The organism is Amycolatopsis sp. NPDC102522, assembly GCF_055584485.1.
The window spans coordinates 192,245-215,161 of sequence record NZ_JBVJLY010000006.1; the positions used below are offsets into that span (position 1 = coordinate 192,245).

Here is a 22,917-nt window from a genome sequence, read left to right on the forward strand (position 1 = left end):
GAAGTGAGTTCCACCGCCTGGTTCACGCACGACCGGTTCGGGATGTTCGTCCACTGGGGACTGTATTCCCTGGCCGCCCGGCACGAATGGGTGCAGAACCGCGAAAAGCTGACCGACGAGCAGTACCGCGTCTACTTCGACCACTTCGAACCGGACAAGTACGACCCTCGTTCGTGGGCGCGGGCCGCGAAGGCAGCCGGCATGACCTACGTCGTGCTGACCACCAAGCACCACGACGGTTTCTGCCTGTGGGACAGCGATCTCACCGACTTCAAGGTGACGAACACGCCGTACGGCCAGGATCTGCTCGAGCCGTTCGTCGACGCGTGCCGCGAAGAAGGCTTGAAGGTCGGCTTCTACCATTCGCTGATCGATTGGCACCACCCGGCGTTCCCCGTCGACGGCACCCATCCCCGTCGTGACGACCAGGAGTACATCGCGGCGCACCAGTACGCCGACATCGCCGAGTACCAGCTCTACCTGCACGGCCAGGTCCGCGAACTGCTCACCCGCTTCGGCAAGATCGACTACCTGTTCTTCGACTTCTCCTACAAGGGCCGCAAGGAATGGTGGGGCGGCAAGGGACCGGACGACTGGGACTCCCCCGCCCTGCTCGCGATGATCCGCGAACTGCAGCCCGGCATCCTGATCAACGACCGGACCGGCATCCCCGGCGACTTCATCACCCCGGAGCAGTACCAGCCGTCCGGGCCGATGACCCGCGACGGTGTCCCGGTGGTGTGGGAGGCGTGCCAGACCCTCAACGGCAGCTGGGGTTACGACCGCGACAACCTCGACTACAAGAGCCCTGAACTGCTCATCCGGATGCTCGTCGACGGCGTGTCCAAGGACGGCAACCTGCTGCTCAACGTCGGACCGAACGGCCGGGGCGAGATCGACCCCCGGGCGCACGAGGTGCTCGCCGAACTCGGCCGCTGGATGGACCGGCACGAACGCTCCATCCGCGGCTGCGGCCCCTCGGAGTTCACCGCCCCCGCCGACGGCCGCTACACCCAGCGCGGAGACCGGCTCTACCTGCACCTCTTCAGCTGGCCGATGAACCACGTCCACCTGCCGGGGATGGCCGGGCGGGTGCGCTACGCCCAGTTGCTCGACGACGCCTCGGAAATCCGGCAGGTGCACACGGATCCCGGGCAGACCGCGCAGAACACCCAGATGGGCGGGCAGCCGGAAGGCACGCTCACCCTCAAGCTCCCCATCCGGAAACCGGACACCCCGGTCCCGGTGATCGAACTGTTCCTCACCAGCCCCGCCGCCGCGGAAACCCTCCCCACCGATTGAGCACGGAGGCATCATGGATCGCAGAAGGTTCCTCACCGGCGCCACTCTCGGCGCCGCGCTGGTCACCGTCCCCTGGGTCACCGCCGGAACGGCGTCGGCCAGGCCGAACGGTCTGTGCGCTCTGAACGTCAGTTCGCTGACTGAACTCCAGAGCGCCATCAACTCGGCCGCCGCCGGTGCGGTCATCACCGTGAACAACGGCACCTACACCGTGCCGACGGGCAAGCCGATCACCATCACCGGCAGGCGCGGCACCAAGGACCAGCCGATCACCATCGTCGCCCAGTCCACCGGCGGGGTGACGCTGAACGGCGAGCAGAGCTTCGTCTTCGACGACTCCACCGGCGTCACGCTCAGCGGGTTCAATTTCCGGCAGAGCACCACGCTGGAGATCCCGCCGAACTGTTCGCGGATCCGCCTGACCCGCAACGACTTCCAGCTGGCCGACCTCCCGAACCTGCACTGGGTGATGGTCCGCGCCGACTACAGCAAGGTCGACCGCAACCACTTCCACAACAAGACGACGCTCGGCGTCATGCTCTGCATCGAGGGCGCGGACGAAGACAAGATGGCGACGGGCGTCCACGTCCTGCGGAACTACTTCTCCGACCACACCTTCCCCGGCGACAACGGCGGCGAGCCGATCCGGCTCGGCGTCAGCCCGCGTGCGCTGAGCACCGCCGGCGCCACGGTGGAGTACAACCTGTTCGAACGCGCCAACGGCGACCCGGAGGCGATCTCGGTCAAGTCGTCGGGCAACTTCATCCGCAACAACACCATCCGGAACAGCCTGGGCGGCATCGTGCTGCGCCACGGGAACAAGACCGTCGTCGAATCCAACTTCATCATCGGCGGCAAGGAAGGCATCCGGATCTACGGCAACGACCACAAGATCCTCAACAACTACATCGCCGGACTGTCCAGCAGCGCGCTGGTCGTCGGCAGCGGCTCCGTTCGGGACCACTTCCCTGGCGAATCAAAGGAATCACGGCGCGGCAACGACGCGGCGGACCGCGTGCTCATCGCGCACAACACGCTGCTGAACAACGGCGGCACGCTCTCCGGCGAGACCAAACGGACGATCGAACCGCGCGACTGCACGATCTCGGACAACCTCTTCGTCGGCAGCAACGGCGACCTGGTCACGATGAGCACCACGGGCAACTTCACGTGGTCGGGCAACATCCTGTGGGGTTCGGGCGGGAACGGGAACATCCCGGCCGGCACTTTCCAGCGGGTCGACCCGAAGCTCGTGCAGGGCACCGACGGGGTCTCGCGGCTCGCCGCGGGCAGCCCGGCGATCGACGCGGCGACCCTGTCGACCGCACCGGTCACGGTGGACATCGACGCTCAGGCTCGCGGCAGCAAGCGTGACGTCGGGGCGGACGAGTACTCGACGGCCGCCATCACCAACCGGCCGCTCAACCCCACGGACGTCGGCCCCGGCGCTCCGTAGCCGGGCGGTCGACATCCAGGCGGTCGACAACAGAGCCGGGCTCACGCCGGCGTCAGCCCACGCCGGCGTGAGCCCACCGCACCACCGAGGAGGAACCCATGCCGCAGCGCGCAGCGGGTTCGGCCACCCTGGCCGACGTCGCCCGTGAGGCGGGAGTGTCGCTCGCGACGGCGTCGAGAGCGCTCAACGGCGGGACCAGGCAGGTCAGCGGGAATCTTCGGGAATCGGTGCTGCGGGCCGCGGAACGGCTGCGGTACACGGCGAACGTGCCCGCGCAGGCGATGGCCCGCGGCCGCGGCAACGTCGTCGGGCTGCTGGTGCACGACATCGTCGACCCCTACTTCTCCTCGATCGCGTCCGGCGTCATGCGCGTGGCCGCCCGGCACGGTCTGACGGTCACCATCGCGAGCACCGAAAACCGGCCGGAGAAAGAACTCGAGTACGTCACGACGTTGCGGGGTCAACGGGCGCGGGCGGTCATCCTGGCCGGGTCGCGCAACGAGGACAGTGCCCTGCAACGGAATCTGACCAAGGAACTCAAGGCTTTCGAGGCCGCCGACGGCCGGGTCGTGGTGATCGGGCAGCGGAAGCTGCCTTTCGACACCGTCATGCTGGAGAACGGGCCCGGGGCGGCGGCGCTGGCCGGACGGCTCACCGGACTCGGGCACCGCGACTTCCTCGTGCTCGCCGGGCCGCCCGGACTGCTGACCTCGCGCGATCGCGTCCTGGGATTCCGCGACGGCCTCGCCCACCACGGCGTCTCCATGCCAGCCAACCACGTCCTGCACGCGGAGTTCACCCGCGACGGCGGCTACGCGGCGATGGTGCGAGCGCTGGAGAACGGCTTCCGAGGCTGTGTCTTCGCGGTCAACGACGTGATGGCCGTCGGCGCGATGGCCGCCTGCCGCGACCACGGCCTCGACGTACCGGAGCACATCGCGATCGCGGGCTTCGACGACATCATCACCTTGCGCGACATAAGGCCTTCGCTGTCCACCGTGCGCGTCCCGATCGAGCGGATGGGCGAACAAGCCCTCGACTTCATCCTCGACCACCGCGCGGACAGTCCCCGTGTCAAGCCGATCACCGGCGAGGTCGTACTGCGGGAAAGCACTCAACCGTTGGAGGAACGATGATCCGCCCCGGACTGTGTTCGGTGACGCTGCGGCGGCTGGACGCCGACGAGGTCGCCGACCGTGCCGCGAACGCGGGACTGCAGGTGATCGAGTGGGGCGCCGACGTCCATGTCCGCCCCGGTGACGACTGGGCGGCCGACCGCGCGTTCGAAGCCACGGCACGGCACGGGCTGACCTGCGATTCGTACGGGTCCTACTTCCGCGCCACCCCGATGGAAGCAGGCAAGTTCGGCGACATCGCCGCCACCGCCGTCCGGCTCGGCGCCTCGCGGATCCGGGTGTGGGCGGGCAAGGCCGGTTCCGAGGACGTCGACCCCGAGGAGCGTGAGCAGGTCGTCACCGGTCTCCGCGAGGCCGCCGACGTCGCGAGCGAGCACGGGCTGGAAGTCGCGCTGGAGTTCCACGGCGGAACGCTGACCGACACCGCCGAATCGACCGTCCGGCTGCTCGAAGAGGTCGGCCGCGACAATCTCGGCACCTACTGGCAGCCACCGCAGGACCTGCCCGACGAGCAGGCGCTGGCGGGGCTGGAACTGGTCCTCGACCGGGTGCGCGCGGTGCACGTGTTCTCGTGGTGGCCCAGCAACGAGCGGCATCCGCTGACAGCCAGGACCGAGTTGTGGACGCGCGCGTTCGGGCTGCTCGCGAAGGCCGGGCGGCCGCTCGACGCGCTGCTGGAGTTCGTCCCGGACAACGATCCGGACCTGATCCCCGGCGAGGCCGACTCCCTGCGGAAGCTGATCGAGGCGGGCGCGTGAGGTTCACCGAAGCCGACAGGCTGCTGTTCGCCGGCGACTCCATCACCGACTCCAGCCGCGACCGCACCGATCCGGCGGCACTGGGCAAGGGCTACGTCCGCCGGATCGCGGACCTCCTCGGCGACGGGCCGGAGGTACTCAACCGGGGGCTCAACGGCAACCGGATCTACGACCTCGAAGCCCGCTGGACCACCGACGTCCTCGCGGCGCGCCCCACGGTGCTGACCGTGAAGATCGGCATCAACGACACCTGGCGGACGTTCGACCGCGGCCTGCCGAGCCCGATCGGGAAGTTCCGCGCCGCCTACACCCGGCTGCTGGCCAGTGCGCGGCAGCACCTCCCTGCCGAGTTGTACGTGATCACCCCGTTCCTGCTGCCGGTGGAGCCGGAGCAGGATGCCTGGATCGGCGATCTGGCGCCCCGGATCGAAGCCGCCATCGACGTGGCCACCGAGTTCGGCGCCCGGCTGATCCGCGCGGATCTGTTCATGCCGCGCGCGGCGGCCGAGCACGGGGCGGCGACGCTGGCACCGGACGGTGTCCACCCGAGCCCGCTCGGCCACCGGTTGCTCGCCGAGGCCTGGCTCGCGGCGGCCGGTGCGCCGGTCGAGGAGGTCCCGCTGTCGTAGCGGCTACAGTTGCGTCGTGAACCGGGATGCCATCATTGCCGGGCGGTACCGGCTGGAGCGCAAGGTCGGCCGGGGCGCGATGGGCGTGGTGTGGCGGGCGCGCGACGAGCGGCTCGACCGGACGGTCGCGGTCAAGCAACTGCTGCCGGACACCTCGCGGGACGACGCCCCGTTCCGATCGATCGTGCGGGCGATGCGGGAGGCCCGGGTCGCAGCGCGGCTCAAGCATCCGCACGCCGTCACCGTGTACGACGTCGTCGAACAGGACGGGACCCCGTTCCTGGTCATGGAGTTCCTGCCGTCGCGGCCGCTGACGGAACTCCTCGCGGACGACGGCCCGCTGCCCGCCGGGCGGGTGGCGGAACTCGGCGCGCAGATCGCGTCGGCGCTGGCCGCGGCCCACGAGGACGGGATCCTGCACCGGGACGTCACGCCCAACAACATCCTGATCACCGGGGACGGCCAGGCGAAGATCGCCGATTTCGGCCTGTCGCACGCGGCGGGCGAAGGGACCATGACCGGCGACGGCCTCGTCGTCGGCACTCCGGCGTTCCTCTCCCCCGAGGTCGCGGACGGTGAGGAACCCGGCTATCCGTCGGACGTGTTCTCCCTCGGCGCCACGCTCTACACGGCTTGGGAAGGCGCACCGCCGTTCGGCACCGACGGCAACCAGATCGCCCTCCTCAAACGGGTCGCCCGCGGTGAGATCACCGCGCCGCGGACCACCGGCCCGCTCACCGACGTCCTGCTGCGCCTGCTCCGGCGGGACCCCGGGGAGCGGCCGGACATGGCCGAGGCCGAACGGATGCTCAGCGCCGTCGCCGACGGCCGCCCGGCGGTCCTGGCCGGGACGAAACGGCTTCCCGCGCCCACCCGCCGTTCGCGGCTGCCGTTCGCCGTCGCGGGCGGTGTGGTGGTGGCGGGTGCCGTCCTGGCGGGAATCCTCGTGTTCGAGGGCGACTCGCCCGACGTTCCGGCGGCGGCTCCGGCCGCTCCCGCCGCTCCTGCCGCGAAACCGGTGTGCGAAGCGCGTTACGAGGTGGCCAGCAGCTGGCCAGGTGGTTCGGAGATCCGCGTGTCCGTGCGGAACTCCCAGGGCACCCGGCTCGCCGGCTGGGAGGTCAGCTGGACCCTGCCGCCGGGCACCCGGATCGCCAATCTGTGGAACGGTTCCCTGGCACAGGACGGCGACCGCGTACGAGTGTCCGAAGTGGACTGGAACGCGGTACTGCCCGCCGGTGCGACGACGACCTTCGGCTTCATCGCGACCACCGGTGACGACGGCGGGGACGCGCCGGTCGCGGAGTGCCGGAGTTCCTAGCGCCTGGTCGATTCGCGCGCGTTCAGCCGCACGGGTACCTCGATCCGGCGCGGCTCGCCACCCGGGGCGACGCCCTCGACGAGGTCCATCAACGCCGTGGCCGCGCGGGCGCCCACCTCGCGCGGATGCACGAACATGCCGGTCACCTGCGGCGACGTGAGCCGGAGGGAACCGCTGTCCACCGCACTGCAGATCCCGAGCTCGCCAGGCACCGCGAGCCGGCGGCGAGCCTCGTGGAGAACACCGAGGGCGAGGTTCTCCGACGTCGTGAAGACGGCGTCCGGGCACACCGGCCGGTCGAGCAGGTCGCCCAGCGCCTCCGCTGTGCCTTCGGTGGTCGGCGGCTCGTCGATCTCGACCACCACCGGCTCCAGTCCCCGGTCTTCCGCCCAGCCGGTGTACCCCGCGACCAGATCCGCCGCGTAGGAGCGGCTGATGTCGGTGGTGATCATCGCGGGCCGTTCGTAACCGTTGTCCGCCAAGTGATCCAGCATCAGCCGGGCGGCCGCGACCAGGTCGTTGTCGACGACGACCGGCACGGGACACGGCGCGGCCATCGCGCGTCCGACGGTCACCAGCGGCCGGTCACGGCACCAGCCCGTCGCGAAGAACGGCTCGTCCCCGCGAGGATCCACCAGGATCGCGCCGTCGACGGCGAAGGCGTTCAGCCTGTCGAGGTCGGCGTCCGCCGGAGTCAGGAGCAGGGCGTACGACCGTTTCGACGCGGCCTCGGCCGCCCCGTTCAGGACTTCGAGGAAGTAGTCCGAATTGGGCACGAGCGCGCAGGCGCTGCTCGCGTCGACCGAGTTCGCGAGCTGGATCGCCAAGGTGCGGCTGCGCCGCGTGACCAGCTGCTGGGCGTGCACGCTGGCCTGGTAACCGAGTTCGGCGGCCGCCCGCGCGACACGCTGCCTCGTCTCGTCGGAGATCCGCCCCTGCCCGCTGAGCACATGGGAGACGGTGGTGATCGAGACCCCCGCGGCGGCGGCGACGTCACGGATGGTCGGCGACACTCAGGCCTCCACGGGCGGTCCCCAAACGCGGTTCGGCCGGTCGGTGTCCAGCCGATAGTCGGTGACGTGGGCGTCGCCCAGCCTACGTCCGAGGTCCGCCGCGGCCTCCAGTGGCCGGGCGGGATCGCGCTCTACCTCGCCTCGGCTGTTGCCGACGCCGACCACGATCCCGGCAAGGTCCTGACGCAGGTACCGGGTGAGTTCCTGGAACTGGGCTTCGAGCCCGAGAGTCGCGCCGCGGTAGCTCTCCTCGCAGGAGATCAGCACCGCGGCGCGTTTGTTCATCAGCCCCGGCACGACCTCGGCGGTATGCGGCGAACTGCCTGAGGTGTAACAGAAAAGCCGGTCGAAGAAGGACTTGAGCCGTCCGGTCATGCCGTACCAGTGCAGGGGCGTCGCGTAGACGATCGCGTCCGCCGGGAGCACGTGCTCGAACAGCAGCCGCTCGTAGCCGTCCGCGATACCGCAGGACCGGTCGCTCAGCCGGCAGTCGCGGCAGTCCCCCAGCGGCGACTCGACGAAATCGGAGAGCCGGACGAAGCCGACCGTGTGACCTGCTTCTTCCGCACCCTTGGCCAGCGCCTGGGCCAGCGCCCAGGAATTGCCTTCACGACGCGGGCTCGAATCCAGCACCAAGACCTTCACGTGGTTCTCCCCGGAGAGACTGCAAAAACGCTTTTGCAGTCTCTCCGGGGAGGTTTCCCCTGTCAAGCGGCCCAGTCCAGACCGCAGGCGTCAGGCGACCTTGGCGGCCGCCGCGAGGATGACCTCCGCGACGACGTCCGGCCGCGAGACCGAGACCGCGTGCGAAGCCTCGATCCTGGTGACCTCCGAACCGGCGCGCTCGGACATGAACGCCTGCGCGGCGGCGGGGATCGCGTGGTCCTGCTCGGCGATCAGCGCCCAGGACGGCACGTTCTTCCACGCCGGCTCGCCGTCGAACGGCGTGGCGAGCGCGCGCTCGGTGACCGGGCGCTGGGTGACAGCCATGACGTCGGCGGTCTCCGCGGGGACGTCGGCCGCGAACACGTCCGAGAAGCTCTCGGGCTTGATCGACAGCTCACCCTGGGACGCCAGGACGTTCGTGGTGTCCGGGCCGAGCTTGCCGCCCTCGAACCGGCCGGACAGCTCGAACACGCTCTCCCCCGCCTCCGGCTGGAAAGCGGCGATGTAGACGAGCGCCTTGACGTTCGACGCGGTGGTGGCCGCGCGGCTGATCACCACGCCGCCGTAGGAGTGCCCGGCCAGCACCACGGGGCCGTCCACTCCGTTGACGACGTCAGCGACGTAGTCCGCGTCGGACTCGATCCCGCGCAGCGGGTTCGACGCGGCGACCACCCGATAGCCCTGCTCACGCAGCTTCGGGACGACGCCGTTCCAGCTGGACGAGTCGGCGAAAGCACCGTGGACCAGGACGATGGTGGGCTTCTGGTTGCTCATGGTGGCTCCTTCAGAGCTAGAGAGAACGATCAGTCTTTCTCCCTCAACCATGGTGCCCCTGGATGCCTTCCGCAACGTGACGAAGGCGACCTGGTGGAATGACCGTTCTTTCTCTAGAGTTGAGAGATGCCGACTGTCGACCGCGACGTACATCCGAAGGTCCGGCTGCTCGAGACCGCTTCACGGCTCTTCTACGCCGAGGGCATCCATGCCGTCGGGGTGGAGCGCCTGGTGTCCGAGGCGGCCGTGACCAGGGCGACGTTCTACCGCCACTACCCCACCAAGGACGACCTCGTCGCCGCCTACCTGAGCACCACGAGCGAGCGGATCCGGGTCGGCGTCGGTGCGGTGACCAGCGGGAAACCCGCCCGCGAAGCGCTGCTCGCCGCACTGGGCGTCATCGGCGACCGGACGGTCGACGACGACTTCCGCGGCTGCCAGTTCCTCAACGCCGCCGCCGAGTACCCCGATCCCGCGCACCAGGTCCGCCAGGTCATCGACGACCACCGGGACTGGTTCTTCGGCGTTCTTCGCGACCTGGCGCGCGACGCGGGTCATGCCGACCCAGACCACGCCGCCCGCACTCTCGTCCTCCTCCGCGACGGCGCGCTGCACGGCGGGAACCTCGACGACGCCGAGACCGTGCGCGCCACCTTGCGGCGAGCGGTCACCGAGGTCGTGAGCTGAGCTTCAGCGCGGCCGCGTTACGGACCCGCTTGGTCCGGCCGTTCGCGGCGAGCACCGCCAGCGCTTCCGGCGACGCGGCTTCCCCGGCGTCCGCCACCCCCGCCAGCCCACGGCGATAGTCGGCGTAGCGCGCGTGTTCGGGCGGTTCGTCGTCCACAGCGGACATTCTGCCGTCTTCGCCCATGTCCTGCCCGGTGCCGTCGTCACGGGCAGGACATCGCGTCTTCTCGACGGTCGTAACAAGTGCTACCTTCGCGTTAGGGGGCCCGGGCGGACCGAGGAGCGGCGACGATGAGGCTTTCTCCCAGCGCGCACGTCGACCCGTTCTGCCGTGACCGGCTGCCGCCCGCCGGGCAGTGGCCGGAGCTCGTGTTCGACCTGCCGGACCTGCGGTATCCCGACAGGCTGAACGCCGCGACCGCGCTGCTCGACGAGACCGTCGCCAGGTTCGGCCCGGACAGGCCATGCCTGCTGTCGCCCGCCGAAACGTGGACCTACGGCGAAGTCCTGGCCCGCGCCAACCGCGTCGCCCATGTCCTGGTCAGCGATTTCGGCGTGGTTCCCGGCGATCGCGTGCTGCTGCGGGGCGCCAACACGCCCTGGCTGGCGGCGGCGTGGCTGGCCGTGCTCAAGGCGGGCGCGGTGGCCGTCACGACCATGCCGATGTTGCGGCGCGCCGAACTCGACAAGATCGTCGGCCGCGCGAGGCCCGCGATCGCCGTCTGCGACGAACGCCTCCTGAACGAGCTCCCGCCGGAGCTGCCTGTCGTGTCCTACGGAACGGACCTCGCCGCCCGCGCGGAGCGGCATCCGGCGACCTTCGCCGACGTCCCGACCGCGGCCGACGACGTCGCCCTGCTCGCCTTCACCTCCGGCACGACCGGATCCCCGAAGGCGACGATGCACTTCCACCGCGATCTGCTCGCGATCGCCGACACGTTCTCCCGGCACGTCGTGCGGCCGACGTCGGACGACCTCTTCTGCGGCACGCCACCGCTCGCCTTCACTTTCGGCCTCGGCGGGCTGCTGGTCTTCCCGCTGCGGGCGGGGGCGGCCACGCTGCTGGTCGGACGCGCGACTCCGGCGGAACTCGCCGCCATCGTCGCCGGCAAAGGCGTCACGGTCCTCTTCACCGCCCCGACCGCGTACCGGGCGATCTTGAACGCGGGCGAAGGAGGGCTGCTGGCCGGAGTACGCCGAGCGGTCTCGGCGGGCGAGTCGCTGCCCGCTCCCGTGGCCGAGCACTACCGCGACGTCGTCGGGCGGCCGCTCATCGACGGGCTCGGCAGCACCGAAATGCTGCACGTCTTCATCTCCGCCGCCGACGACGACGCGCGTCCGGGCACGACCGGAAAAGTCGTGCCCGGGTACCGGGCCGCCGTACTCGACATCGACGGTTCGCCCGTTCCCGATGGCACGCCCGGATTCCTGGCCGTGAAGGGGCCGACAGGCTGCCGCTACCTCGAAGACCCGCGCCAGCAGGACTACGTCCGCGACGGCTGGAACTTCACCGGCGACACCTATGTCCGCGACGCCGACGGCTATTTCCGGTTCGTCGCGCGCAGCGACGACATGATCATCTCGTCGGGCTACAACATCGCCGCCCCCGAGGTCGAGGAAGTCCTGCTCGCCCATCCGGACGTGGAGGAATGCGCGGTGATCGGCACCCCGGACCCGGATCGTGGATCGGTCGTGACGGCGTTCGTCGTGGCCCGGCCCGGAGTCGAACAGAGCCCGCACTTCGTCCAGGTTCTGCAGGAGCACGCGAAAGCGACTGCCGCGCCGTACAAGTACCCGCGGCGCGTGCGGTTCATCGAGGAACTGCCGCGTAACGCGAGCGGGAAACTGCAGCGCTACCTCCTGCGGGAGTTGTGAAGTCCCTCAGTTCTGACGCGGTCGGCCGAATCCGTGGTCACCTTGATGAGCGTCCGGCCAGACCTGCGCCAGAATACGAAACTTATTCAATACTTGTCGGCGAATTGCATTCAAGAACCCTTTTCACATTCGCACACTTGTTCGATTGATGGTATTCTTGCGGGGTGTCCAGCCCACGGAACCTCGAGCCGCCGCAGGGGTTGTGGCGTGCTGGTGTGCGGGAGCTCGTGCACGGTGTGGTCGAGCGTATGTCGGTGGCGCGTCAGGCGTTGGCGGAGGTCGGGCAGATTCTGGTGGAGATCGAGTCCCGGGGTCCGATGGAGTTGTTCGGGCATGGGTCGACGGCGGGCTGGTTCGCCGAGACCGCCCGGATCACTCCCAAGGAAGCACGCGACACCGTGGCGCGGGCGGTGGCGGTGAACGAGGGCCGGAACCTGGACGGCACCCCCGCACCCGCGTTCGCACCCATCGCAGGTGCCGCCGCGGCCGAGGGTGACCTTGGTGAGCAGCAGCTGGACCCGATCCTGGCGGTATTGAGGAAGATGCCCGCCGACGCCTCGGCGGACGAGCGGTCCGGGGCGGAACAGATCCTGGTGGACCTGGCCCGCCACGCGGGCCCTCAGGAGATCACCAACGCCGGTGCGGATCTGCTGGCCCATCTCGACCCCGACGGCAACGAGCCGAAAGACGACGACCTGACACCACCGTCACGCGAAGTACACCTGCGGAAACGTGACGACGGGTGGTGGCGGCTCACCGGGCTGCTGGATCCGGAATTCGGGGCCCGCGCGAACGCGCTGTTCGAGACCTGGGGACAACGAAGACCCGCCGACGAAGACGGCAACCGCGACCCGCGCACCCCCGGCGAACGCAACGGGGACGCGTTGTTCGACGCGATCCACTACGCGATGACCAACGACAAGGCACCGACCCTGTCCGGGGACCGCACCACCATCGTCGTCACCATCCCGCTGGACACCTTGACGTCAGGACTGGAGATGGCGTGCGTGGACGGGGTCTCCCAGATCACCGCACGCCACGCCCGCATGCTCGCCTGCGACGCCAAGATCATCCCCGCCGTCCTCGGCTCCGAGAGCGAACCCCTCGACATCGGCCGCGCGGCCCGCACCGTCACCCCCGGACAACGACGGGCCCTGAACCTGCGAGACCGAGGCTGCGCCTTCCCAGGCTGCCATCGGAAACCCAAACACTGCGAAGCCCACCACATTCTCCCGTGGGGCCATCTCGGCGACACCGACCTGAACAACCTCTGCCTCGTCTGCCGCTACCACCACCTGGTCATCCACGGACAATCCGGCTGGCAAGTCCACATCGCTACAGACGGCAAACCCGAGTTCATCCCACCGCAATACCTGGACCCGCTACAAACGCCCCGCCGCAACCATCGCTGACCCCGACGAGCCCGCCACCACCACCGGCGACGGGCCCCTCGGCATGCCCAGAGCTAGTCGATGCAGGCACGGGCAAGGGCGACCACGTCGGTGATACCGAACCCCGGCCCAGCGGTATCCGGCTGGGGTGTCGGCCCATTTGGATGGTCTGCTCGGGCCCCACAGTGCCGAGACTGGACTCGAGAGCGACGCCACCGTCCAGGACGCGACCGCAGTACCGAAGCCGAACGAACGCGCTAGCCAAGGCGCTGCACGCGCCGATGTTCGCCATCCGCATCCGGCACGACGGTGTCAAACGGCTCCAGCCCTCAGCCCTCAGCGCCCTCGAACTGAACTACCGGTCGGACGACCTGCCGATGTCCGTCCGCGCGGTCCACGACCTTTCCCTCTACACCGCCGAACCCGCCACCCCGCACAAAGATCCTCGTCAGCTGGTCCGCGTCCACCACTGTCGACCGCTAGCGATGTCCGCGCCGCCCGAGGGCGTGGAACAGCGCCGTGGCGAGCACGACGCCTTCGCGGGCGATCGGCGCGAGCAGGTGTTCGTCGGGCGCGTGCTGCAGGCAGCCCGGGTAGGAATGCGGCAGCCACAACGTCGGCAGGCCGAGGATGTCGGTGAACACATGGTTCGGCAGGCCGCCTCCGAAGCTCGGCAAGAGCACCACAGGACGGTCGGAGACCTCGTCGAGGGCGCTCTTCGCCCAGCCCACCCACGGGTCCTCGACCGGAGTGCGGCTCGCCCGGAAGCTTCCCTCGGCGGTGACACCGACCATTGGGAACCCTTGTGCGGCAAGGTGTTTCGTGACCGCCTCGCCCACTCCGTCGACGTCGGTGCCCGCGACGTAGCGCAGCTGCAACATCGCGCGAGCGCGGCCGGGAATGGCGTTGACCGGCCGCTCGATGTCGGCCGCGCCGAGGGAAAGGACTTCGAGGGTGTTCCAGCCGTACAGCCGCTCGGCGGCGGTGAGCCCGGTGTCGCCCCAGCCCTCGTCCAGCGCGGGATCCCCAGGCATGTTCCCGATCTCGAGCCCGGCGAGCGCCGCGCGGACGCCGTCCGGGAGCTCGGGCGGCAGGAGTTCCGGCACCAGGACACGCCCGTGCCCGTCGACGAGAGAGGCGATCGCCCCGGCGAGTGTGGTGGCGGGATTGCGCAGGACGCCGCCCCAGTTCCCCGAGTGGTAGGCGTCGGGACGGAGATCGACGTCGAGGGCGATCCGGACGCTGCCCCGCGCGCCGAGGAACAGTGTCGGCGTCGCCGCGTCCAGGCGCGGGCCGTCGGAGGCGATGAGGACGTCGGCGCTCAGTGCCTCCCGGTGCGCCGCGACGAACTCGTCGAGGCCGGGCGAGCCGATCTCCTCGCCGGTCTCGAACAGGAACTTGAGGTTGAATCCGAGCGATCCCGTTTCGGCAAGGAGGAGCCTGAGCGCGGTCAGGTTGATCAGGTGCTGGCCCTTGTTGTCCGCGGAGCCGCGGCCGTACCAGCGCTCGCCGTCGGCGGTCAGGGTCCACGGATCCCGGCCCTCACTCCACCGGCCCTCGTGCCCGTCGACGACGTCGGCATGGCCGTAGCACAGGAGAGTGGGCAGTTCGGGGGACTCGATGCGGGTCCCGATCAGGAACGGGCCACCGACCGGGTCGGGGTTGGGATACGTCGCCACGGAACAGCCGAGCGCGCTCAGCGCCGGAGTCAGCACCTCGTCCAGGTATGCCTTGATGGCGACGCGGCCGCTCGGATGATCGCTCACGGTCGGATACCGGACGAGTTCGGCCAGCTCGGCGAAGAAGGCCCCCGAGTCGACGTGCTCCTGGGCTTTCGAGACCAGCTCTGCCGGAATCGCCACGGTGTCTCCCGTTCCGCTCGTCGAGTGTCGTTGAGGAGCGTATGCCGGTTTGCGTTCACCTACCGGCGGCCGGCGATTCGGTCAGGCCGCCGTCGTGTCGGACTGCAGGGCGGGGCCGAGCAGGAGCCCACCGTCCGCGACGAACTCCGAGCCCGTGACGAAAGCGGCGTCGGCCGAGGTGAGGTAGAGGAGGAGTGTGGTGATATCGGCCGGGGTTCCCATTCGTGGGATTGCGTACGGCTCGGGCGAGTAGAAGTCGGCGATGGGCGGCTGGCCGGCGATCGGTTCGTTGACCAACGGGGTGGAGATGACGCCGGGGTGGATGGAGTTGACCCGGATGCCGTCTCGACCCAGTTCCAGCGCGGCGGTCCTGGTGAGCCCGCGCAACGCCCACTTGCTGGCGACGTACGGCGCGTAGAGCGAAGTGCCGACGTGGGCCATCGTGGAGGCGATGTTGACGATCACTCCGCCGCCGTTGCGGCGCAGTGACGGGGTCACGGTCTTGATACCGAGAAACGTGCCGGTGAGGTTGACGTCGAGTATGCGGTCCCAGACCCGCCGTTCGACGGCCTCGATCGGCACCGCGGGGTTCTGGACGCCGGCGTTGTTGACCAGAACCGCGATCGGACCGAACCGGCGTTCGGTCTCGGTGACCGCCGCCGTCCAGGCGTCCTCGTCGGTGACGTCCAGGCGGACGAACAGTGCCCGCTCGCCGAGTTCAGCGGCGAGCTCCTTGCCCGGCCCTTCGGAGAGCGCGGCGATGACAACGTTCGCCCCCTCCTCGTGGTAGGCCCGAACGTGGCTGGCGCCCTGCCCGCCAGTGCCACCGGTGACGAGAACGGTCTGCTTGTCGAAGCGTCCCATGACGCGGTCCTCTCTGCGAAACAGTGGTGAGTCGAGTGACTCACCTCGCCAACACTACGGACCTGACAGGTGGTGAGTCAAGTGACTCGCCTCGCGTAGAGTGATGCCCATGACGACGGAGCCCTCGCCCTACCACCGGCGCGTCGCCGAGCAGAAGCGGGCGGCCATCATCGAGGCCGCCACCCGACTGTTCCTCGATGCCGGGTACGCCGGCGCCTCACTGGCCAAGGTCGCCGAGGCGGCAGGGGTGTCGAAGGCGACTTTGTTCAAGCAGTTCCCGACCAAGGCTGCGCTGTTCGACGCGATCGTGACGGAGTCCTGGGCGGCCGAGGACGACGGCGACCTCCGCCCACCGGCGGGCGACCTGCGGGCGGGCCTGACGGCGATCGGCCGCCGGTACGTCGCGCTCCTCACCCGACCCGGCATGGCGGCCCTCTTCCGCATCGTCATCGCCGAACTGCCGCGCTTCCCCGAGTTGGGCGAGGCCCACTTCGAGCACGGGAAGATGCCTTACTTCGACTCGGTACGCCGCTATCTCGACGCCGAGAACGCCCTGGGCACGGCCAAGCTGGACGACACCGAACTGGCAGCGACCCAGTTCCTCGGGATGATCTCCAACTACGTCTTCTGGCCCCGGATGCTGCTCGTCGACTGGTCCCCTGACGACGCATCGATGGCACACGTCGTGGACGAGGCCGTACTGATGATGGAAGCCAGATACGGCGCGGCGCGTGAAAGTGGATAAGCGGCCGGCCGGTCAGCGGATCAGCACCCCAGGGTTGAGAATCCCCGCCGGGTCGAGCGCGGTTTTGGCAGCGGTGAGCGCGGCCGCGAACGGGTCCGGGCGTTGCCTGTCGTACCAGGGGCGGTGATCGCGGCCGACGGCGTGGTGATGGGTGATCGTGCCGCCGTGGCCCGCGATCGCCTCGGAGACGGCGGCCTTGATCTCGTCCCACTGCGCGACCGTGCTCCCCCAGCGCCCGGCGGCGTAGATCCCGTAGTAGGGCGCGGGACCGTCGGGATAGACGTGGGTGAAGCGGCAGGTGACGACACCGGCGCCGCCGCACACCTCGTCGATCGCGGCGCGGGCCGCCGAGGTGATCGCGTCGTGGAACTCGTCGAAGGCGTCCCAGGTGCAGGCGGTCTCGAAGGTCTCCACGATGAGCGACCGGCGAGCCAGTGCGTCGCGCTGGTAGGGCATCCGGAGGAACGACGATCGCCACGTCGAGGCCGAGTCGCCTTGGGGCCGGGCGGAATCCTTGGTGCGTTTGGTCTTCACCGTCCCACCGTGGCCGACGGCCAGTTCCAGCGCGCGCTCCAGCCAGGTGTCGACCGGATGATCGGCGGATTCGAACGCGACCAGGAGCAGTCCCCCGCCCACGCTCGCGCCCGCGTTGATGAAGGCTTCGGCAGGGTCGAGAAGGCGGCAATTCGACGGGTGGAGCCCGGACTGCGCGATCGCGCGGGTGGCGGCGACCGCGTCTCCCTGCCGCTCGAAGGCGATCGACGCGGTGACCTGCCATACCGGCCGGTCCTGCAGGCGCATCCAGGCTTCGGTGATCACGCCGAGCGCGCCCTCGGAGCCGAGGAACATCCGGTCCGGCGAGGGGCCGGCGCCCGATCCCGGCAGACGCCGCGATTCACTGATCCCGGCCGGGGTGACGACGCGCAGCGACTCGGTGAGGTCGTCGATATGGGTGGCGAGCGTGGCGAAATGCCCGCCCGCGCGGGTGGCGAGCCAGCCGCCGAGCGTGGAATGCGCGAACGACTGCGGGAAGTGCCGCAGGGTCAGCCCCAGCGGGCGAAGACGGTCCTCCAGTGCGGGCCCGAAGATCCCGGCCTGGATCCGGGCCGCGCGGCTCACCGTGTCCACTTCGAGCACGGCGCCGAGACCGGCCAGGTCCATCGAGATCGCCGGGCCGTCGAACCGCGGCTCGACCCCGCCGACCACGGAACTGCCGCCACCGTAAGGAATCAGCGGGGTTCCGGAAGCCGTGCACCAGTCGAGGAGATCGACGACGTCCTGTTCGGTGCGCGGGCGGGCGACCAGATCCGGGACGTGGTCGAGCTGCCCGAGCAGATTGCGGACGACGTCACGGAAAGCCTTGCCCCGGGCGTGGGACAACCGGTCGGCAGGTTCGTCGCCGCACAACGCGGCGAGCGCCGCGGGCGGGCGGATCCGCGACGCCGGGACGTCGAGCTCCGAAGGTTCCGGCGGGGCGTGGTCGGTGAAGTCGTGCCCGGGCAACACGCCCGACGTGCGGGCGACCAGCGCGTCGGACTCTTCCTTGGACAGTTCGCCGTCAGTGGTGCCCCAGCCCCACCAGGACCGCTCTTCGGTCGGCATCGACGCCTCCCTTCGATCTGACTCGCTAGTAAGTTACTCAGCAGTCAGTTATCGTGTCAACGCATGGAGCACAGCACCGCCGGGCTGCTGCGAAAAGCCGCCCCGCAGGCACTTTTCCGCACCCCGGTGTCGTCGCGATGGAAACTGCCGGTGGATTTCTTCACCTACCATGTGATCAACCTCGACGAGCGGACTCAACTGCGACGGTGTTCCAGGACGTGTCGGTCGAGGTGACCCCTCGTGCGGAACCCGAGATCGACCCGATGGGCCGCGCCATGCGGGTGCCGCAGGGGTTCGCTGGACCGTGCGGGACGGCGCCGAGGAGATCGCCGAGCTCGACGGGACCGTGGACACTCCGCTGCGGTACAGGCACGGACGCGGCGACGTGGGCGCGTACTCGTTCGACGGGACTTTCCGGGGCCGGGCGCTCTCGGGGACCGAATACTTCGAATGGGTCGACTGCGAAGACCACTAACGTGTGCCGCCGTGGCCCCCGAGAAACTTCCGCTGATCTACCTCGACGTCGACGGCCCGCTCATCCCGTTCGGGCTGGAGCCCGCCCGCTATCCGATCTTCGGACCGGCGCCGCGGCATGACGAGAACCCGCTTCTCGGCAGGCTTGATCCGTCACAGGGCTCGCGTCTGAAAGCACTTCCCGGCGAGCTGGTCTGGGCCACGACCTGGCTGCAGGACGCCAACGACTCCCTCACCCCGAGGCTCGGCCTGCCCTGGCTGCCGGTCGTGGACTGGCCCGAGCCCTCCGGCACCGACGAGTTCGACGCCCGCATCGGTCTGCACTGGAAGACCCGCCCACTGCTGGAGCACGCCGAGGGCCGTCCGTTCGCCTGGGTCGACGACGAGATCACCGACGTCGACCGCGACTGGGTGTCCGGTCACCACTCCGGGCCCGCGCTCCTGCACCGGGTCGACCCTCGGTACGGCCTGACCGGCGCCGACTACCGCACGCTCGGCGAGTGGCTGCGGGAATCCCGCCCCGCCTGACACACCGGACAGCTCCGCCGCCCAGGACCGATTCGAGGCCTTCGACGCTTTACAACGTTGTATCAACGATGTAAAAACGTCCTGACGGCCAGCCGTGGCCCGGCTCACACCGGTTCCCACCGGCCACGGGGTCGTGGTTTCACGCCTGCACAGGTCCAGCGGGAGACGCACCTCCGCCGAGGTGGCCGCCCCCGGAGAAGGGTGTCGAGCAGATGCTGTCAACGTTGTCACCTCCCCGCCCCCGAGAAAAGCAGAGACGCTTCCGGAAGCCCCTGACCGCCGCGATGGCCTTGCTGGCCGCCTTGGCGTTGACGTCAGGCACCGCGACGGCCGCGGAGAGCGGCTGGAAGATGGGCAAGCCGCGCCTGACCACCCCGTGGACCGGCCAGGTGTCGCCGTCCAACGCGTTGCCCGAGTACCCGCGGCCGCAACTGGTGCGCGAGAACTGGCAGAACCTCAACGGGCTCTGGGAGTTCGCCGGCGCCTCGGCGGGCGAGGTCCCGCCGTTCGGCGAGAAGCTCGCCGAGAAGATCCTGGTCCCCTACCCCACTGAATCGGCGCTTTCGGGGATCCAGCGGCACGAGGACTACATGTGGTACCGCCGCACGTTCACCGTGCCCAAGAACTGGGGCGTGGGCAGGGACAACACCCTGCGGATCAACTTCGGCGCCGTCGACTACAAGGCGAAGGTCTGGGTCAACGGCAAGGAGGTGGCCGCGCATCAGGGCGGCTACGGCGCGTTCTCCGCGGACGTCACCTCGGCGCTGAAGCCCAAGGGAGAGCAGGAGATCATCGTCGGCGTCGAGGACCGCGCCGACGCGACCTGGCAGCCCGTCGGCAAGCAGCGTCTCGTCCCCGACCGCGGGATCTTCTACGAAGGCGCCTCGGGCATCTGGCAGACGGTGTGGATGGAACCGGTCGCGGCCAAGCACGTCGGCACGCTCGGCATGGTCCCCGACCTCAAGTCCTCGACGCTCAGGCTCACGGTCGACACCGGTGGCAGCTCCGGGCTGACCGTCGAGGCCGTGGTCCGCGACGGCCGGAAGGTGGTCAGCCGCAGCAAGGCGTCCGCTGCCGGGACACTCTCGCTGCCGGTGCCCAAGGCGAAACTCTGGTCGCCTGACTCGCCGTTCCTCTACGACCTGGACGTCGAGCTGAAGGACGGCCGCCGCACCGTCGACAAGGTGTCCTCCTACTTCGGCATGCGCGAGTACGGCACCACGAAGGGCGCCGACGGCAAACTCCGGTTCACCCTCAACGGCAAGATCTTCTTCCTGCAGTCCACTTTGGACCAGGGTTACTGGCCGGACGGCATCTACACCGCGCCGACCGACCAGGCGCTGCGCTTCGACCTCGAGCAGCACAAGGTCCTCGGCTTCAACACGGTCCGCAAGCACATCAAGACCGAACCCGATCGCTGGTACCACCACGCCGACAAGCTCGGCCTGCTCGTCTGGCAGGACATGCCGTCGATGCGCACCGGCGGGCGTCCGCCCGTCGACGCCCAGCGGCAGTTCAAGGTCGAGCTGAAGGAACTGGTGGAGCAGAAGAAGAACTGGACCTCGATCGTCGGCTACGTGCCGTTCAACGAGGGCTGGGCGGAGTGGTCGCGCGAGGAGACCGGGAAGGTCGCCGAAAGCGTCAAGGCCCAGGACCCGACCCGGCTGGTCAACGCGCACAGCGGGGTCAACTGCTGCGACTCGCTCGGCGACTCCGGCAAGGGTGACGTCCTCGACTGGCACGCCTACCCAGGCCCCGCGAAGCCGATGCCCGACGGCAAGCGGATCTCGATCGACGGCGAACACGGCGGCTACGGCCTCGAGGTCAAGGACCACATGTGGTTCGGCGAAGGCCACGCCTACGAGATGGTGAAGGACCAGGCGACCCTGAACAGCCGCTACGTCCAGAACCAGCGTGACGTGCTCTCCTCGGCGCAAAGCTGTGGGATCAGCGGCTCGATCTACACGCAGATCACCGACGTCGAGCACGAGGTCAACGGCTTCTTCACCTATGACAGGCAGGTGAAGAAGATGGACTTCGCGCAGGTGCGCGCGGTCAACCAGGCGATCATCCGCAACGCCGACGGCAGCGGCAGCGGCGCGCCCGACCCCGGCCCCGGCACCCCGGGGATCACCGGCGTGCACGCCTACAAGTTCAACGAGGGCAACGGATCCAGCGCCACGGACTCGGTCGGCACCGCGCACGCCACGCTGACCAACGCCCAATGGGCAGGCGGTGTCGAGGGCGGCGCGCTGGCCTTCGCGGGCAACGGCCAGGCCGACGCCGGGGCGAACCTCGTCAACACGGCGGGCAGCTACTCGGTCTCGGCGTGGGCGAAGCTGGACGAGACCGGTGGCGCGTTCCAGACCGTCGTCAGCCAGGACACCGGCCGCGACAGCGCGTTCTTCCTGCAGTACTCCGGGCAGGACCAGCGGTGGGCGATGAGCTTCGTCGGCCTCCGCGCCCTGTCGCCGGAGAAGCCGGAAGTCGGCAAGTGGTACCACCTGACCGGCGTCCGCGACGCCAAGTCGGGAACGTTGTCGCTCTACGTCGACGGCAAGAAGGTCGCCTCGCAGAACGCCTGCTCCGCCGCACCGAGCACCGGCCACACGGTGATCGGCCGCGGCCAGTACGGCGGCCAGCAGGTCGACTTCCTGCGCGGCGCGGTGGACGACGTCCGGTTCTACGACAGGCCGCTGTCCGACGCCGAGGTCGCGACGCTGGCGAAGCGCGACTGAGCCCGCTCACGCGGCGCCGGGGCCACTCCCGGCGCCGCGTGTTCGGCACGAAAGAAGATCCGTATTCCGCGCGAAACGAGAAGACTGGACGACGAATTCCGTGATCGTCCGCGTGGAGGGATCGAGTTGAAGGTCATCGCCATCGAAGAGCATTTCACCCATCCGACCTTGTACAACGAGGAAGGCGAGGGTGAACTGGGCGATCACCCGATCATGGTGGGCATCCGGAAGAAGCTCCGTGACCTCGGACGCGGCCGGATCGCGGACATGAACGCGGCGGGCATCGACGTCCAGGTCCTGTCTCACGCCGTCCCCGGCGCGGAGGCGCTGAAGCCCGAGGAAGCGCACCGGGCCGGCCAGGCGAACGACGCGCTGGCCGACGCGATCTCCCACCATCCCGACCGATTCGCCGGTTTCGCCGCTCTGCCGCTGCAAGCCCCGGACGCCGCGGCCGACGAACTCCGCCGCGCCGTCGAGGAACTCGGGCTGAAGGGCGCGATGCTCAACGGCCTCACCACGGGCCGTTTTCTCGACGACGCGGCGTTCCAGCCGGTGCTCGCCGCCGCCGAATCGCTCCGGGTCCCGCTCTACCTGCATCCGGCGCTACCGCCGAAACCCGTGCTGGACGCCTACTTCTCGGGCCTGTCCGACCTCCAGGCCGACAACCTCGCCACGGCGGCCTGGGGCTGGCATTCGGAGACGGCGGTGCACCTGTTGCGGCTGATCGTCTCCGGTGTCCTCGACGAGTACCCGGACCTGCAGATCATCATCGGCCACATGGGCGAGATGATCCCGTTCGCGCTTTCGCGGATCGACGTCGTGCTGACACCGATCAACGAGCAGCTTCGCCAGCCTGTCGCGGACTACTTCAAGACCAACGTGCACATCACCACCAGCGGCTACGCGACCTTCCCGCCGCTGCAGTGCGCGCTGGCCGTGCTCGGGGCCGACCGGATCATCTTCTCGGTCGATCACCCGTACACCCCGAACGAGCCCATGGTGAACCTGCTCAAGACCGCGCCGATCGACGAAGCGGACCGCGAGAAGATCGCGCACGGGAACGTCGAAAAGCTCCTGAAGCTCAAGTAAGTGCCAT

General features: G+C 69.2%; 21 protein-coding genes. 14 read left to right on the forward strand and 7 right to left on the reverse strand.

The features are described from left to right. Nucleotides 1-3 precede the first annotated feature (3 nt). From ACZ6YV_RS17585 to ACZ6YV_RS17610, 6 genes are all read left to right on the forward strand, one after another. Nucleotides 4-1,302, forward strand: coding sequence for an alpha-L-fucosidase (locus ACZ6YV_RS17585; protein WP_465510587.1), 1,299 nt, complete (start codon nt 4-6; stop codon nt 1,300-1,302). 13 nt (nt 1,303-1,315) lie between these two features. Next, the gene (locus ACZ6YV_RS17590; RefSeq protein WP_465510588.1) at nt 1,316-2,758 is read left to right on the forward strand and encodes a chondroitinase-B domain-containing protein; all 1,443 of its coding nucleotides are present in this window, start codon (nt 1,316-1,318) and stop codon (nt 2,756-2,758) included. Between the two features lie 98 nt (nt 2,759-2,856). Continuing rightward, nucleotides 2,857-3,894, forward strand: coding sequence for a LacI family DNA-binding transcriptional regulator (locus tag ACZ6YV_RS17595; protein ID WP_465510589.1), 1,038 nt, complete (start codon nt 2,857-2,859; stop codon nt 3,892-3,894). Continuing rightward, on the forward strand, nt 3,891-4,652 hold the full coding sequence (locus tag ACZ6YV_RS17600) for a sugar phosphate isomerase/epimerase family protein (RefSeq protein ID WP_465510590.1): 762 nt from the start codon (nt 3,891-3,893) through the stop codon (nt 4,650-4,652). Before ACZ6YV_RS17595 ends, ACZ6YV_RS17600 begins: the two co-directional genes overlap by 4 nt. After that, on the forward strand, nt 4,649-5,281 hold the full coding sequence (locus ACZ6YV_RS17605) for an SGNH/GDSL hydrolase family protein (protein WP_465510591.1): 633 nt from the start codon (nt 4,649-4,651) through the stop codon (nt 5,279-5,281). Before ACZ6YV_RS17600 ends, ACZ6YV_RS17605 begins: the two co-directional genes overlap by 4 nt. A 16-nt stretch (nt 5,282-5,297) precedes the next feature. Beyond that, nucleotides 5,298-6,602 carry a serine/threonine-protein kinase gene (locus tag ACZ6YV_RS17610; RefSeq protein WP_465510592.1) on the forward strand — a complete coding sequence of 435 codons (1,305 nt, stop codon included), beginning with the start codon at nt 5,298-5,300 and terminating at the stop codon, nt 6,600-6,602. Here the strand turns inward: ACZ6YV_RS17610 and ACZ6YV_RS17615 are convergent. The 3 genes from ACZ6YV_RS17615 to ACZ6YV_RS17625 form a co-directional block, all read right to left on the reverse strand. Continuing rightward, nucleotides 6,599-7,615, reverse strand: coding sequence for a LacI family DNA-binding transcriptional regulator (locus ACZ6YV_RS17615; RefSeq protein ID WP_465510593.1), 1,017 nt, complete (start codon nt 7,613-7,615; stop codon nt 6,599-6,601). The two genes, ACZ6YV_RS17610 and ACZ6YV_RS17615, sit on opposite strands and share 4 nt — an antisense overlap. Further along, nucleotides 7,616-8,260, reverse strand: a complete 645-nt coding sequence (locus ACZ6YV_RS17620) for a flavodoxin family protein (RefSeq protein WP_465510594.1) — start codon at nt 8,258-8,260, stop codon at nt 7,616-7,618. It abuts the gene before it with no gap. A gap of 90 nt (nt 8,261-8,350) precedes the next feature. Then, on the reverse strand, nt 8,351-9,055 hold the full coding sequence (locus ACZ6YV_RS17625; RefSeq protein WP_465510595.1) for an alpha/beta fold hydrolase: 705 nt from the start codon (nt 9,053-9,055) through the stop codon (nt 8,351-8,353). A 126-nt stretch (nt 9,056-9,181) separates the two neighbouring features. Here ACZ6YV_RS17625 and ACZ6YV_RS17630 point away from each other — a divergent pair, with 126 nt between their 5' ends. Continuing rightward, nucleotides 9,182-9,742 carry a TetR/AcrR family transcriptional regulator gene (locus tag ACZ6YV_RS17630; protein ID WP_465510596.1) on the forward strand — a complete coding sequence of 187 codons (561 nt, stop codon included), beginning with the start codon at nt 9,182-9,184 and terminating at the stop codon, nt 9,740-9,742. Here the strand turns inward: ACZ6YV_RS17630 and ACZ6YV_RS17635 are convergent. Then, nucleotides 9,723-9,899, reverse strand: a complete 177-nt coding sequence (locus tag ACZ6YV_RS17635; RefSeq protein ID WP_465510597.1) for a hypothetical protein — start codon at nt 9,897-9,899, stop codon at nt 9,723-9,725. The two genes, ACZ6YV_RS17630 and ACZ6YV_RS17635, sit on opposite strands and share 20 nt — an antisense overlap. Before the next feature lie 134 nt (nt 9,900-10,033). Here ACZ6YV_RS17635 and ACZ6YV_RS17640 point away from each other — a divergent pair, with 134 nt between their 5' ends. After that, nucleotides 10,034-11,617 (forward strand): AMP-binding protein, encoded by a 1,584-nt coding sequence (locus ACZ6YV_RS17640; RefSeq protein ID WP_465510598.1) that lies wholly within the window; start codon nt 10,034-10,036, stop codon nt 11,615-11,617. 164 nt (nt 11,618-11,781) lie between these two features. After that, complete coding sequence (locus ACZ6YV_RS17645) at nt 11,782-13,029, forward strand: HNH endonuclease signature motif containing protein (RefSeq protein WP_465510599.1); 1,248 nt, start codon at nt 11,782-11,784, stop codon at nt 13,027-13,029. Nucleotides 13,030-13,487: 458 nt separating this feature from the next. On the opposite strand, the gene ACZ6YV_RS17650 is transcribed toward ACZ6YV_RS17645, so the two are convergent. After that, on the reverse strand, nt 13,488-14,870 hold the full coding sequence (locus tag ACZ6YV_RS17650) for a M20 family metallopeptidase (RefSeq protein WP_465510600.1): 1,383 nt from the start codon (nt 14,868-14,870) through the stop codon (nt 13,488-13,490). A gap of 81 nt (nt 14,871-14,951) precedes the next feature. Beyond that, nucleotides 14,952-15,734: an SDR family NAD(P)-dependent oxidoreductase gene (locus ACZ6YV_RS17655; protein WP_465510601.1), complete on the reverse strand. Its 783-nt coding sequence runs from the start codon at nt 15,732-15,734 to the stop codon at nt 14,952-14,954. Between the two features lie 109 nt (nt 15,735-15,843). Here ACZ6YV_RS17655 and ACZ6YV_RS17660 point away from each other — a divergent pair, with 109 nt between their 5' ends. Continuing rightward, nucleotides 15,844-16,479: a TetR/AcrR family transcriptional regulator gene (locus ACZ6YV_RS17660; protein ID WP_465510602.1), complete on the forward strand. Its 636-nt coding sequence runs from the start codon at nt 15,844-15,846 to the stop codon at nt 16,477-16,479. A 12-nt stretch (nt 16,480-16,491) separates the two neighbouring features. Here the strand turns inward: ACZ6YV_RS17660 and ACZ6YV_RS17665 are convergent, their stop codons facing one another. Then, nucleotides 16,492-18,081, reverse strand: coding sequence for an FAD-binding oxidoreductase (locus ACZ6YV_RS17665; protein ID WP_465510603.1), 1,590 nt, complete (start codon nt 18,079-18,081; stop codon nt 16,492-16,494). 304 nt (nt 18,082-18,385) lie between these two features. Here ACZ6YV_RS17665 and ACZ6YV_RS17670 point away from each other — a divergent pair, with 304 nt between their 5' ends. From ACZ6YV_RS17670 to ACZ6YV_RS17685, 4 genes are all read left to right on the forward strand, one after another. Continuing rightward, the gene (locus ACZ6YV_RS17670) at nt 18,386-18,556 is read left to right on the forward strand and encodes a DUF6670 family protein (RefSeq protein WP_465510604.1); all 171 of its coding nucleotides are present in this window, start codon (nt 18,386-18,388) and stop codon (nt 18,554-18,556) included. 11 nt (nt 18,557-18,567) lie between these two features. Continuing rightward, a complete protein-coding gene (locus tag ACZ6YV_RS17675; RefSeq protein ID WP_465510605.1) occupies nt 18,568-19,083 on the forward strand; it encodes an HAD domain-containing protein in 516 nt (171 codons plus the stop codon). A 284-nt stretch (nt 19,084-19,367) separates the two neighbouring features. Next, nucleotides 19,368-21,821, forward strand: a complete 2,454-nt coding sequence (locus ACZ6YV_RS17680; RefSeq protein ID WP_465510606.1) for a LamG-like jellyroll fold domain-containing protein — start codon at nt 19,368-19,370, stop codon at nt 21,819-21,821. A gap of 126 nt (nt 21,822-21,947) precedes the next feature. Beyond that, nucleotides 21,948-22,910, forward strand: coding sequence for an amidohydrolase family protein (locus tag ACZ6YV_RS17685; protein WP_465510607.1), 963 nt, complete (start codon nt 21,948-21,950; stop codon nt 22,908-22,910). The last annotated feature ends 7 nt before the right edge of the window (nt 22,911-22,917 follow it).